Here is a 13463-nt window from a genome sequence, read left to right on the forward strand (position 1 = left end):
AGATACGATGACGCGTTATCAACATCTGGCAGATTTGCTGGCAGGGCGGATTGAACAAGGGCTTTACCGCAGTGGTGAGCGCCTGCCCTCGGTCAGGATCCTCAGTACTGAACATGGCGTAAGCATCAGTACCGTTCAGCAGGCGTATCATTTGCTGGAAGAGAGGCAGTTGATCACGCCGCAGCCTCGCTCAGGCTATTTTGTCACTCCGCGCAAAGCCGAACCGCCCGTTCCTCCGCTAACCCGTCCGGCTCAGCGTCCGGTAGAAATTACGCAGTGGGATGCGGTGCTGGATTTGTTAAACGCCCGTCAGGAAAAAGATGTGTTGCAGTTAGGCAGCGGCATGCCTGACCTGAACCAGCCAACGCTCAAGCCGCTGTGGAAGATCATGAGTCGGATCGGCCATCAGCAGGATGTGCGGATGCTGAACTACGACAATATTTATGGGCTGCCGGAATTACGTGAACAGATTGCCCGTCTGGCCATTGATGGCGGTTGTCATCTGACGGCGGATGAGATTGTGGTCACCACCGGTTGTCACGAAGCCTTGTCGGTATCGATTCGCGCTGTCTGCCAGCCGGGCGATATTGTGGCGGTAGAATCCCCGACCTTCCACGGCACCATGCAGTCCCTGCGGGGCTTTGGCATTAAAGCCATTGAGATCCCCACCGATTCAGAAACCGGGATCAGCCTTGAAGCCCTTGAGCTGGCGTTTGAGCAGTGGCCGATTAAAGCGGTGGTGGTGGTACCCAACTGCAATAACCCGCTGGGCTTTATCATGCCCGAACCACGTAAGCGTGCCTTGCTGGCTCTGGCGCAGCGTTTTGACGTGGCCATTGTCGAAGATGACGTCTACGGCGAACTGGCGTATGAATATCCCCGCCCGCCAACCATCAAGTCGTTCGATGATGAAGGCCGGGTTTTGCTGTGCAGTTCCTTCTCCAAAACCGTCGCCCCTGGTCTGCGGGTGGGCTGGGTTGTGCCGGGACGATATCTCGATCGTGTACTGCATATGAAATACATCGTGACCGGTTCAACAGCCACGCAAACCCAGATGGCCGCGGCGGAATTTGTTCGCCAGGGCTACTATCCGGCGCATCTGCGACGGATGCGTCAGCAGTACCAGCGTAATCTGGAAATATTTACCCACTGGGTTCGCCATTACTTCCCTTGCGGCATTTGCGTCACCCGGCCGCAGGGCGGTTTTTTGATGTGGATAGAATTGCCGGAAGCATTCGACTCCGTCAGGCTTAACAAGGAGTTGCGCGAGGCCAAACTGCAAATCGCGGTGGGATCGCTGTTCTCCGCCTCTGGAAAATACCGCAACTGTCTGCGCCTAAGCTATGCCCAACCGTTTACCGACAGAACCGGCATAGCGCTGGAAATCCTTGGTGCTGCGGTGGAGCGGGCAATGGAGCGCTGTGGTATCAAGGTGCACCATCCGGTCACCTCCACCGATGAGGAAGAAGGCAGGGTCAGCGAGAGGGGTTGATACTGACCCTGGTTAACTCCCCTGTTGGAGTCAACGAGAGGGAGTTTACCGTCCTCACTGAACTGTGCCAGTGAGGACGTGACGCGATGCGAAGCGGATTCCAGCGTTTTTGAGGTCCGTTACATCCGCTGGCATTTTACTTCGCGGCTCTTCCCAGATAGCCATCCCAGTCCTTCCAGACCGGCTGCATTCCTGACTGAATCAACGCTTTCGCGACCTGCTGCGGGTGACGGTTATCATGTGGGGAGAACTGTTCCAGCTCCGTCTGCCCGTCGGCATAGCCGCCGGGCTGCGTTTTCGAAAAGGCGCTGACAGTATTAATCGCCAGCGGCACCACCTTATCGCGGAACTGGGGTGATTCCCGGGTTGAGAGCGACTGCTCAACTTCCGGTGCAAACAGCCGGAAAGCGCAAATAACCTGAACCAGCTGCGCTTCATCCATGATCGACGCCGGCTGAATGCCGCCCGCGCAAGGCCGGAGTCGGGGAAAGGCCACCGAATATCGGCTTTGCCAGTAGGTTTTCTGCAGCCATAACAGGTGTTCAGCCATCATATAGCAGTCGGTGCGCCAACTGTCTGACAGGCCGATCAAAGCGCCCAGGCCAATCTTATCCACGCCGGCACGGCCCAACCGGTCTGGCGTTTCCAGCCGGAAGAAGAAATCCTGCTTGTTGCCTTTAAGGTGATGCTGGCTGTAGACCGAAGGATGATAGGTTTCCTGATAGACCAGTACGCCATCCAGCCCTAATGTTTTCAGTTCGGCATACTCCGCTTCACTCATTGGCTGCACTTCCATCATTAAGGAACTGAAGTGCTGACGAATGGCGGGAACATGTTCACGGAAGTAAGCCATGCCGACTTTTGCCTGATGCTCGCCGGTGACCAGCAACAGGTTATCAAACCCCATCTTGCGGATAGCCTGACATTCCCGGGCAATCTCATCAGCATCTAACGTCTTACGCCTGATGCGGTTACTCATCGAGAAGCCGCAATAGGTGCAGTCGTTGGCACAGAGATTGGACAGATACAGCGGCACAAAGAGATTAACCGCATGGCCGAAGCGTTGCCGGGTTAAGCGCTGGGCCTTTTGCGCCAGCGGCTCCAGATAGGCCTGAGCAGCGGGCGAGAGCAGGGCCATCAGCTCTTCCCGCCCGACGTTGACCGCATTCAGCGCTCGCTCAACATCCGCGGCCGTTTTGCTGTGGATCCTCAGGCGAATATCATCCCAATCGAGCGTTTCCCACTGTGAGACGAAGCTTTTCATTGCGGCTCTCCTGCCTGCAAAAAGTGGGTCAGCGGGCTGGTGGCCACGGCCTGATGGTGGCGACTGCCCAACCCGCTGCGGTAAGCCAGTGCGCCAGCTTCAACAGCAAGTCTGAACGCCCTCGCCATTTGCACCGGGTCTTGCGCGGAGGCCATTGCGGTATTCACCAGCACCGCGTCAGCACCCATTTCCAGCGCTTCACTGGCGTGGCTGGGCGCGCCAATGCCGGCATCTATCACCACCGGCACATTAGACTGCTCGATTATGATCGCCAGCAGATCGCGTGTTTTCAGCCCTTGATTACTGCCGATCGGCGCACCCAACGGCATCACGGCCGCACAGCCCACTTCTTCTAACCGCTTGCACAGCACCGGATCGGCGTGGCAGTACGGCAATACGGTAAAGCCTTCCCGCACCAGGATCTCCGCTGCTTTCAGCGTTTCGATGGCATCGGGCAGCAGATAGCGAACGTCCGGGTGGATTTCCAGCTTTAGCCAATGGGTGCCCAGGGCTTCGCGTGCCAGACGGGCAGCAAAAATGGCTTCCTCTGCGGTTTTAGCGCCGGACGTGTTTGGCAGCAGCTGCACGCCCAGTTCCTGAAGAGGCCGCAGGATCCCGTCATCGCCACCGCGTAAATCAATCCGCTTCATCGCCATGGTGACCAGCTGGCTGCCGGACTCGCGCAACGCCGCAAGCATCATTTGTGGACTGGAGAATTTGCCCGTACCGGTAAATAAACGAGACGAAAAGGTTTTATCAGCAATTTGCAGCATGTCAGCCTCCGGCAATGGCCTGGAAAATCACCAGATCATCGCCTTCCTGTAATAAGTAAGAGGACCAGCGATCGCGGGGAATAATCTGCTGGTTAACGGCCAGCGCGGTGCCTGGCTGGTGGCGGGAAAGCTGCTCCAGCAGCCCGGCCAGCGTCAGCGAGCCGGCAAGCGTCAGGCTTTCATCGTTAACCACGATTTTCATCACTGACCCCGCATACCGGACAATCCACACTGCGTTGCAGCGACAGCGTTCGCCAGGTTTGTTGTCTGCCGTCAAACAGCCGAAGTTTGCCGTCAAGACAGGACGGCTGGCCTGCCAGCATCTTTAAGGCTTCCAGCGCCTGTAAGGTACCCATTACGCCCACCACAGGACCCAGCACGCCTGCGGTACGGCAATTTCGCTGGGGTTCGTCTTCGTCTGGCCATAAGCAGCGATAGCAACCGTGTTCAAAAGGAGGCGTAAGCACCAGCAGCTGGCCACCAAAGCCAACGGCGCTGGCACTGACTAACCGCTTACCCTGTTCCACGCAGGCGGCATTGACCGCATGGCGGGTTTCCATGTTGTCGCTGCAATCCAGCACCAGGTCGACCTGCTGCACGACTTCCCTGAGTGATTCAGCCATCATCCGCTGCGCCAGAGCAATAAACTCCACCTGCGGGTTTAGCGACTGTAGGTGCTTCTTCGCCACGGCGACTTTGGACTGACCGGTTTCATTCGTGCGAAACAGCACCTGGCGCTGAAGATTACTGATATGCACGCTATCGTCATCGGCCAGCACCAGCTTGCCAACGCCTGCGGCAGCGAGGTACAGCGCCGCAGGTGAACCCAATCCGCCGAGGCCGATAATCAGTACGCTGCCTGCCTGCAATTTCTGCTGGCCATCGAGGCCAAACTCCTCCAGCAGGAGCTGACGGCTGTAGCGTAAAAAGTCGTTGTCACTGAACATGGGCTTCGTCCCCGTTTCCAGCCAGATCGAGCAGCTGCGCGGTAGCTGCCTGCCAGTCAGGCGCCAGCGTGATGGCGCTGACCACCGCAATGCTTCCCACGCCGGTTGCCAAGACCTGCGGTGCCCGTTCCAGACTGATGCCGCCAATCGCCACCGTGGAAATCCCTTTCAGGCGGGAAATATGGCGCTGCAACTCCTGCAATCCCTGCGGCGAAGAGGGCATATTTTTGGTCTGGGTCGGAAAGACGTGCCCGAGGGCGATATAGGACGGCTTCTCAGCCAGAGCCCGATCGAGCTCGGCATCGTCATGGGTTGAAAGCCCCAGCCGTAATCCGGCGCGATGGATCGCATCCAGATCGGCGACATCCAAATCTTCCTGGCCCAGATGCACGCCATAGGCCTGATATTTAATCGCCAGCTGCCAGTAGTCATTGATAAACAGGCGTGCCTGATAACGCTTGCCCAGTTCGATAGCCGCCGCGATATCGTTTTCGACCGCCGCTTCAGGCAGATCCTTGATTCGTAACTGAATCGTACGCACGCCCGCTTCAAGCAGGCGCGCGATCCATGCCACCGTTTCCACGACCGGATAGAGTCCAAGCTGGGCCGACGTTGGCGGGAAGGCTGAGCGGCTCATGCTTTTTCCTCCTGCGACAGCGCATCGGCGGGGTGATAAAGTTCCCCGCCGCGGGTACGGAAAGCCTCTGACATTTCGGCCATACCAACCTCAATCGGTTTGGCTTCCGCCTCCTGTCTGGCGGCATAGTCCCGCACTTCCTGAGTAATTTTCATCGAACAGAATTTCGGGCCGCACATTGAACAGAAGTGGGCGACCTTGCCCGATTCCTGCGGCAGCGTTTCATCGTGATAGGCGCGCGCGGTATGAGGATCGAGTGCCAGATTAAACTGATCTTCCCAGCGGAATTCGAAGCGGGCTTTGGACATGGCGTTATCGCGGATCTGCGCGCCGGGATGCCCTTTTGCCAGGTCGGCGGCATGCGCGGCAATCTTGTAGGTAATCAGACCCTGCTTAACATCTTCCTTGTTGGGCAAGCCCAGATGCTCTTTCGGCGTGACGTAACAGAGCATTGCGCAGCCAAACCAGCCAATCATCGCCGCGCCAATACCGGAGGTGAAATGGTCGTAGCCAGGCGCGATATCGGTGGTTAGCGGGCCGAGCGTATAGAACGGCGCTTCGTGGCAGTGATTGAGTTGCTCGGTCATATTGCGGCGGATCATCTGCATCGGCACATGTCCTGGTCCTTCGATCATCACCTGCACGTCATACTCCCAGGCAATTTTGGTCAGCTCGCCCAGCGTATGCAGCTCGGCAAACTGCGCTTCATCGTTGGCATCCTGAATCGATCCTGGACGAAGTCCGTCGCCCAGCGACAGCGAAACGTCGTAGGCGGCGCACAGCTCGCAGATCTCGCGGAAGTGTTCGTAGAGGAAGCTCTCTTTGTGGTGAGACAGGCACCACTTGGCCATGATCGATCCCCCCCGGGAGACGATCCCCGTCAGGCGTTTTGCGGTCATCGGCACATAGCGCAGCAACACACCGGCATGGATGGTGAAGTAATCGACGCCCTGTTCAGCCTGTTCCAGCAAGGTATCGCGGAACACTTCCCAGTTGAGATCCTCTGCCAAACCGTTCACTTTTTCCAGCGCCTGATAAATGGGAACCGTACCAATCGGAACGGGACTGTTACGCAGGATCCATTCGCGCGTCTCATGAATATTGCGCCCGGTAGAAAGGTCCATCACCGTATCGGCGCCCCAGCGGGCGGACCACACCAGCTTCTCCACTTCCTCTTCAATCGACGAGCTGACCGCGGAGTTACCGATATTGGCGTTAATCTTCACCAGGAAATTGCGGCCGATAATCATCGGTTCGGATTCAGGATGGTTAATATTTGCAGGGATGATGGCGCGGCCGGCCGCCACTTCCTGCCGGACGAACTCTGCCGTGATATTTTCCGGCAGGCTGGCACCAAAGCTGTTGCCGGGATGCTGTTGCAACAGCACGTCACCCCGAATACGTTCGCGGCCCATATCTTCACGCAGGGCGATAAATTCCATCTCTGGCGTAATCACGCCCAGCCGCGCGTAATGCATTTGCGTCACGCAGCGGCCAGCCAGTGCCTTGCGTGGGCGGGGAAGATGGTCAAAACGCAAATGATCGAGGCCTTCATCCGCCAGGCGCTGTTGGGTGTACACCGAACTGAGCTGCTCAATGTGCTGAGTATCACCACGCTGTTCAATCCAGTCATTGCGTAGCCTGGCAAGTCCGCGATGCACATCAATTTTTGCGTCCGGATCGCCATAAGGTCCGGCCGTGTCATACACCGGTACCGGTTCGTTATCTTCAAACTGCGGATTGTCTTTGCTGCCACCGACCATCGTCGGACTGAGCTGGATTTCACGCATCGGCACGCGAATATCCTCGCGCGAACCGTTCAGCCAGATGCGTTTAGAATTGGGGAAAGCGGTGCCCTGAAGGGAGTCGATAAACTGCTGGGCTTCTGCGCGCTGTTCGCGGCGGGTCGGTCTTTTATCACGGGTAGACATAGCTCGTTCCTGAAAAAAGGGAATTTGCTTGCCTGGAGTTCGGAGGAGTAAGCGCAGGGTGTGAAAATGGTCGGATCCACACCGTCACTGAAGATTTACTCTTGTTCCCTTCGCAGGTACTAACCTGATCAGGTTCCGCGGATCCCGAATTAACGGTCTCAGCCCCTAAGGGCACTCCGACAAGAAGAATTTTGCTGGCAGACAGCACCAGCAAAACAATCGTGGCAGGACTGGCCTCGCCACATAGTGCCCTTTCAGCATAAAGGGGCTTTTTTGAAACTACAAGGGGTTTACAATCTGATAACGTTTACGCCGGACGGGCAAGCGCACTCTCATTAGCTGCCTCAGGCTTATCCGCCGTTTTTTCCAGCGCCAGCTGAATAAAGCGGTCTTCAAGCGTGAAACGCGCTTCCAGCGCTTCGCCCACTGTGGACAAAGCATTCTGGAATTCGAGACAGTTATCGTGATCGATGGCCTTCTCGAGATGGGTATCATACACCTGCATGATCATCTCGGTGTTTGCCTGCAGGGAAGGGTAGATCAGCGCGGCTTTAGCCAACTGTTCGCTGCCTTCCATCTCCTGAATAAAGCGTTGATAAACGGTGAAATGCCCGGTGGAAAGGTAATCCACCAATCCCTGACAGAAGCTGTCCAGCGCGTTTTCATCGAGCGTAGTGAGCGATTCCTTGTTAGGCTTGATGCCAACCAGACGATAATAGGCAATCAACAACTGCCTGCGGGAGCGTAGACAAAAGTCTACCAGGTCGCTACATCCGCCGACGCGCGCGGTCAGAACTTCTAACTGGTTAAGCATGAGTGACTCCATGAGTGTAATTATTACTATTTCGCCCCAATCCAGTAATTCAGAAAGTCTGTAAAGCTGAGGATGAGCAATTTTATGCAACGTGAGATTTCAAGCGTAGACGTTGGCTGGTGGGTTGTCAGTCATGAACATAAACTTTGGTTACCGAAAGGTCAATTACCGTTCGGTAGCGCGCAAGAATTAAGCCTGACAGGATCGAACGGATCACAAATCGGCGAGTGGCAGGGCGATCCCGTCTGGCTGATCTGTGAGAACCGTCAAGAGGGCATGGGATCCTTGCGTCAGATCCTCGATCTGGACGTGGGCCTGTTCCAGCTGGCGGGTAAAGGGATCCAGCTGGCGGAGTTCTATCGCTCGCATAAGTGGTGCGGCTACTGCGGCCATGAAATGCACCACAGCAAAACCGAACTTGCCTGCCTCTGCCGCCATTGTCGACAGCGCTATTACCCGCAAATCGCGCCCTGCATCATTGTGGCGATCCGCCGTGGGGAAGAGATCCTGCTGGCCCAGCATACCAAACACCGTAACGGCATCTATACGGTGCTGGCCGGTTTTGTTGAAGTCGGCGAAACGCTGGAACAAACCGTCGCGCGTGAAGTGATGGAAGAGAGCGGGCTGAAGGTGAAAAACTTGCGTTACGTCTCCTCTCAACCCTGGCCGTTCCCCCAGTCGTTGATGATGGCTTTTATGGCCGATTACGACAGCGGCGAGATTGTTATCGATCCCAAAGAGCTACTGGATGCGGGTTGGTATCGCTTTGATGCCTTACCGCAGCTTCCTCCTCCAGGAACGGTCGCCCGTCGCCTGATTGAGGATACCGTGGTGCTTTGCCGCGAAGAGGCTGAGTAAGTACCCAGGCCGGCAAATTCACCCTTTGCCGGCTTTTGCTGAACCCGCTCGGGTGTTTAATCATCGTATTTCATTTTTTTAAATAAACTACTGTGCTTAATCGTGCAGCATCACGTATTTTATTGTTCTGATTTTGTCTGCCAGACTGCATTAATATTAATGTCATGTTAATAACATCAGGGAATGATGCCATGGAAAGGTTCAGGAAAGAACATTACTTATGGGGCCTGTGGCTCTTATGGATTTTTTCTCTTTGTTGTTACCTCTTCCCGCAATATAAATTCTTTGATTGTTGCCTGAGGGTGACGATCGGCTGTTATTTAATATTCGTTTTATTAACTCTCGCTAAAAGGATGGATCCCAATATGTTTAACTTCAATAAGAAAGAAACAGACTCGCCAGTGAACGGCTCAGTCGATACCGCCTCGCTGCTGGCACCGAAGGCCGCGCTGGAGCTGGCTGATGAGAGCGCGACGGCGAAAGAAACCCGTATTTCATCAGGCAGTAAATTAACGGGTGAAATAATTAATGAAGCTAATATTTCGATAAATGGTCAGATCGTTGGCGATATTGTCAGTAAGAAAACGGTACAGATCGGTCAAGAGGGGAAAGTGAATGGCAAGGTATCTTCTTTGAAAGTTGTCGTAAATGGTTCGCTAAAAGGATGCTGTTACGCGAAGTCAGTCACGATTCTTTCCCGTGGCCGAATTGAAGGGGATGTTTATGCCGAGGATTTCTCTATTGAGAAAGGCGGCGTATTTATTGGCAATTCTCATGTGCTTGATGAAAACAGGCTGCCAGATAAAGCCTCGACCGCGGCGAGGACAAAGCCAGAAATATCTGAGTTAATGCCGCCAGCGCCGGGAAAAAATATCAATAAAGAGCGGGGTGATAAAGCCGCTAAATAAGGGTTTGATATGCGCATTAAGCCACCCAACCGGGCGCGAGGTTCACCGCCCGGTGGGTGAGCCCATTCTGTCTTCCGCTCTCAGCCGCCCGGCGATCGCTCAATTTTTGTGACGCTGTGGCAGCGCCATTTCCAATAAATGTTACACTACGCGCATGCATGTGTGCTTAGAGAGCTTTTAAAAATGAGTGAACTGAAGAACGATCGTTATTTGCGCGCCCTGTTGCGCCAGCCGGTAGATGTAACGCCAGTGTGGATGATGCGCCAGGCCGGGCGTTATTTGCCTGAGTACAAAGCGACTCGCGCGGTAGCCGGTGATTTTATGTCGCTGTGCAAAAATGCCGAACTGGCGTGTGAAGTGACGCTGCAACCGCTGCGTCGCTATAACCTGGACGCGGCGATCCTGTTCTCCGATATCCTGACCATTCCAGATGCGATGGGCTTAGGCCTCTATTTTGAAACGGGTGAGGGTCCGCGTTTCTCTTCACCGGTCACCTGTCGTGCAGACGTTGAAAAGCTGCCAATCCCCGATCCTGAACAAGAACTGGGTTATGTGATGAATGCCGTGCGCACCATCCGTAAGAATCTGAACGGTGAGGTTCCGCTGATTGGTTTCACCGGCAGCCCGTGGACGTTGGCGACCTATATGGTGGAAGGCGGCAGCAGCAAGGCCTTCACCAAACTGAAAAAGATGATGTATGCCGAGCCGGCCACCCTGCATCTGATGCTGGATAAGCTGGCTGACAGCGTCACCCTGTACCTCAATGCGCAAATCCGCGCCGGTGCGCAGTCGGTGATGATCTTTGATACCTGGGGCGGCGTGTTGACGGGTCGTGACTACCTTGAGTTCTCCCTTCACTACATGCACAAAATCATTGATGGCCTGCAGCGTGAAAACGACGGACGTCGCGTACCGGTTACTATGTTCACCAAGGGTGGCGGACAGTGGCTGGAAGCCATGGCGGCGACCGGCTGTGATGCGCTGGGGCTGGACTGGACGACCGATATTGGCGATGCACGCCGCCGTGTAGGCGATAAGGTCGCGCTGCAGGGCAATATGGATCCTTCCATGCTGTATGCCGCGCCTGCCCGTATCGAGCAGGAAGTAGCAACTATCCTTGCAGGCTACGGTAATGGCAGCGGTCACGTGTTCAATCTGGGTCACGGCATCCATCAGGATGTGCCGCCAGAGCACGCAGGCGTGTTTGTCGAGGCAGTCCACACGTTGTCTCGCCCATACCATCAGGACTAAGCATGGATATTCAGGCATTAAAACAGGAACAGCTTGCGCGTGCCGCTGAGGTGATACGTGAAGATGATTTTGAGGTAATGCCGCCCCGTTACATTGGCGGTGCCGATGTCGGGTTTGAGCAGGGCGGTGAGATAACCCGCGCCGCCCTGGTTATTCTGGAATATCCTTCGCTCCAGTTAGTGGAGCATCGTGTTGCGCGCATCGCCACCACCATGCCCTATATCCCCGGTTATCTCTCCTTCCGTGAATATCCCGCGTTGGTGGCCGCCTGGCAGCAGCTGGAGCATCGCCCTGACCTGTTAATGGTCGATGGGCAGGGCATTGCCCATCCGCGTCGCCTGGGCGTTGCCAGCCACTTTGGCCTGCTGGTGGATGTGCCGACGCTGGGCGTAGCAAAAAGTCGGCTGTGTGGCACCTTCGAACCGCTCGCCGATGAGCCGGGCGCCAGCCAGCCATTAATGGACAAAGGCGAGCAGATCGGTTTTGTCCTGCGCAGTAAAATCCGCTGTAATCCGCTTTTTATCTCGCCTGGCCATCGCATGAGCCCGGCTACCGCATTGAGCCTGGTGGAGAGCTGCCTGAAAGGTTATCGCCTGCCTGAACCCACGCGCTGGGCAGATGCCGTCGCTTCCCAACGGCCCGCTTTCCTGCGCTGGCAACAGAGGGGTTAACGGTGTGAGCCGTCACCTTTTCGGTTACACTGCAGGCCGCGCACTTATCTTTAAGAGATCCGAACATGTTACGTAATCCCATTCATCTGCGGCTTGAGAAACTGGAAAGCTGGCAGCACGTTACTTTTATGGCCTGCCTGTGTGAACGCATGTACCCCAACTACTGGGCGTTTTGCCAGCAGACAGGCTTTGGCGACAGTCAGATTTACCGCCGTATTCTCGATTTGATTTGGGAAACGCTGGTGATTAAAGACGCCAAAGTGAATTTTGACTCGCAGCTGGAAAAGTTTGAAGAAGCGATCCCGGCCGCAGAGGATTACGATCTGTACGGCGTCTACCCGGCTATCGATGCCTGCGTGGCATTAAGCGAATTACTGCATTCGCGTCTGAGCGGTGAAACTCTGGCGCATGCCATTGCGGTAAGTGAAGCGTCGATCACCAGCGTCGCGATGCTGGAAATGACCCAGGCCGAACGCGAAATGACCGATGAAGAGCTAAAAGAGAATCCTGCTGTTGAAGAGGAATGGGATATCCAGTGGGAGATTTTTCGCCTGCTCAGCGCCTGCGAAGAGAGGGATCTTGACCTCATCAAAGGACTGCGATCTGACCTCAAAGAAGCCGGGATCAGTAACATCGGTATAAATTTTCAGCAGTAAGGCGATAAAACGTGACTTCAGGCCTGATTTGTAGCGCCTAAAGGCTTCACATTCGCCCCCTGTCTGGTCTACATTTGGGGGGCTGAAAAATGTGGCTATCGGTGCGTGTATGCAGGAGAGTGCCAGAAACTGGTTTTTCCCTCGCACTCGATACTTAGCAAGCGATAAATACACTGTAAGGATAACTTATGAACAAGACTCAACTGATTGATGTAATTGCGGACAAAGCGGACCTGTCTAAGACCCAGGCTAAAGCTGCACTGGAATCCACCCTGGCGGCGATTACTGAGTCTCTGAAAGAAGGTGATGCTGTACAACTGGTTGGTTTTGGTACCTTTAAAGTTAACCACCGGGCTGAGCGTACTGGCCGCAACCCGCAGACTGGTAAAGAAATCAAAATTGCTGCTGCTAACGTACCGGCATTTGTTTCTGGTAAAGCACTGAAAGACGCTGTTAAGTCATAATTTGACAGTGAAGAGTTTAAACAGGGGGGCGTCGAGCCCCTTTTGTTGACGCTCTCCGTTGAGATCCCTCTGCTTTCGCCAACCAGGCTGCGGCAAACCCTTCTGCAATGTGTGATAATCACACCATGATACGAAACCCAATAACGACTTCTGCACTGTTCCTGATGCTGCTGACGCTGGCAGGATGCAGTTCAACCCCGAAAGTTCCTGACTTTACCGCCAGTGGTTATCTGGCCGATCGCGGAACCGTGAGGATTTGGCGTAAAGACAGCCATCAGCATTCCAGCCATCTGGTCACCATCTATACCCCTTTCAATGAAACCACGAGCGAGACCACGGATTATCAGTGGCAGGCAGACAAGCTGGTGTCGATTGAAAGGAAGACTAAAGGTGACCATCCTGAAAGCGTCACGCTGCGTTTTGATCAGGACGGAAATCTGAGCTTTATGCAACGCCAGCTGGACGGACGACGAGAAGCGCTCTCAGCAGATGCGATAGCGTTGTATCAGTTTGATGCAGGGCGGATGTTGAAAATCAGTGACGACCTGATAGATGGGCGGGTATGGCTGAAGCAGGGGCACTGGTCACCTTCAGGCACCGTGACGCTATGCCAGGGCGGTGAGGAAAAACCGACCTTTGATAGCTTCTTTATGCATTACATCACTCAGCATCAGCGCGAGTCAGGTAAACCGGTGAGTATTTCATGGCTGGAAGCGCCAAAAGGGACGCAGCTGATTCTGGTTTCTGCGGAAGATCAGTGCCTGTCGGAACCGAAAGAAGCGGACTTTTAATAACGG

The 13463-nt window shown here is 55.0% G+C and carries 15 protein-coding genes and 1 riboswitch; of the genes, 8 read left to right on the forward strand and 7 right to left on the reverse strand.

The window, feature by feature from the left end:
* The first annotated feature begins 7 nt into the window (after positions 1–7).
* Positions 8–1492, forward strand: coding sequence for an aminotransferase-like domain-containing protein (locus tag EBC_RS02800; RefSeq protein WP_013200300.1), 1485 nt, complete (start codon positions 8–10; stop codon positions 1490–1492).
* A 136-nt stretch (positions 1493–1628) separates the two neighbouring features.
* Here the strand turns inward: EBC_RS02800 and thiH are convergent, their stop codons facing one another.
* From thiH to EBC_RS02835, 7 genes are all read right to left on the reverse strand, one after another.
* Positions 1629–2756, reverse strand: a complete 1128-nt coding sequence (gene thiH, locus EBC_RS02805; RefSeq protein WP_013200301.1) for a 2-iminoacetate synthase ThiH — start codon at positions 2754–2756, stop codon at positions 1629–1631.
* Positions 2753–3529, reverse strand: coding sequence for a thiazole synthase (locus EBC_RS02810; RefSeq protein WP_013200302.1), 777 nt, complete (start codon positions 3527–3529; stop codon positions 2753–2755). Before EBC_RS02810 ends, thiH begins: the two co-directional genes overlap by 4 nt.
* A gap of 1 nt (position 3530) precedes the next feature.
* Positions 3531–3731 (reverse strand): sulfur carrier protein ThiS, encoded by a 201-nt coding sequence (gene thiS, locus EBC_RS02815; protein ID WP_041691857.1) that lies wholly within the window; start codon positions 3729–3731, stop codon positions 3531–3533.
* Positions 3715–4476 carry a HesA/MoeB/ThiF family protein gene (locus tag EBC_RS02820; RefSeq protein WP_013200303.1) on the reverse strand — a complete coding sequence of 254 codons (762 nt, stop codon included), beginning with the start codon at positions 4474–4476 and terminating at the stop codon, positions 3715–3717. Before EBC_RS02820 ends, thiS begins: the two co-directional genes overlap by 17 nt.
* Entirely contained in the window at positions 4466–5113 is a 648-nt protein-coding gene (gene thiE / locus EBC_RS02825; protein ID WP_013200304.1) for a thiamine phosphate synthase, read from the reverse strand. Before thiE ends, EBC_RS02820 begins: the two co-directional genes overlap by 11 nt.
* Positions 5110–7044 carry a phosphomethylpyrimidine synthase ThiC gene (gene thiC, locus EBC_RS02830; protein ID WP_013200305.1) on the reverse strand — a complete coding sequence of 645 codons (1935 nt, stop codon included), beginning with the start codon at positions 7042–7044 and terminating at the stop codon, positions 5110–5112. The genes thiE and thiC overlap by 4 nt, the downstream gene beginning before the upstream one ends.
* Positions 7045–7132: 88 nt before the next feature.
* Positions 7133–7233: riboswitch (TPP riboswitch) on the reverse strand.
* A gap of 118 nt (positions 7234–7351) precedes the next feature.
* On the reverse strand, positions 7352–7858 hold the full coding sequence (locus EBC_RS02835; protein WP_013200306.1) for an Rsd/AlgQ family anti-sigma factor: 507 nt from the start codon (positions 7856–7858) through the stop codon (positions 7352–7354).
* Between the two features lie 84 nt (positions 7859–7942).
* Here EBC_RS02835 and nudC point away from each other — a divergent pair, with 84 nt between their 5' ends.
* The 7 genes from nudC (at position 7943) to EBC_RS02870 (ending at position 13457) form a co-directional block, all read left to right on the forward strand.
* On the forward strand, positions 7943–8716 hold the full coding sequence (gene nudC, locus EBC_RS02840) for an NAD(+) diphosphatase (protein WP_013200307.1): 774 nt from the start codon (positions 7943–7945) through the stop codon (positions 8714–8716).
* Between the two features lie 365 nt (positions 8717–9081).
* Complete coding sequence (locus EBC_RS24670; protein ID WP_013200308.1) at positions 9082–9624, forward strand: bactofilin family protein; 543 nt, start codon at positions 9082–9084, stop codon at positions 9622–9624.
* A gap of 183 nt (positions 9625–9807) precedes the next feature.
* Positions 9808–10875, forward strand: coding sequence for a uroporphyrinogen decarboxylase (gene hemE, locus EBC_RS02850; protein WP_013200309.1), 1068 nt, complete (start codon positions 9808–9810; stop codon positions 10873–10875).
* 2 nt (positions 10876–10877) lie between these two features.
* Positions 10878–11546, forward strand: coding sequence for a deoxyribonuclease V (gene nfi / locus EBC_RS02855; RefSeq protein WP_013200310.1), 669 nt, complete (start codon positions 10878–10880; stop codon positions 11544–11546).
* A gap of 65 nt (positions 11547–11611) precedes the next feature.
* On the forward strand, positions 11612–12202 hold the full coding sequence (locus EBC_RS02860) for a YjaG family protein (RefSeq protein ID WP_013200311.1): 591 nt from the start codon (positions 11612–11614) through the stop codon (positions 12200–12202).
* Between the two features lie 188 nt (positions 12203–12390).
* Positions 12391–12666 (forward strand): nucleoid-associated protein HU-alpha, encoded by a 276-nt coding sequence (gene hupA, locus EBC_RS02865; RefSeq protein ID WP_013200312.1) that lies wholly within the window; start codon positions 12391–12393, stop codon positions 12664–12666.
* 125 nt (positions 12667–12791) lie between these two features.
* Positions 12792–13457, forward strand: coding sequence for a DUF1481 domain-containing protein (locus tag EBC_RS02870; protein ID WP_041692185.1), 666 nt, complete (start codon positions 12792–12794; stop codon positions 13455–13457).
* The last annotated feature ends 6 nt before the right edge of the window (positions 13458–13463 follow it).

The organism is Erwinia billingiae Eb661 (genome assembly GCF_000196615.1).
Classification (GTDB): Bacteria; Pseudomonadota; Gammaproteobacteria; order Enterobacterales; family Enterobacteriaceae; genus Erwinia; species Erwinia billingiae.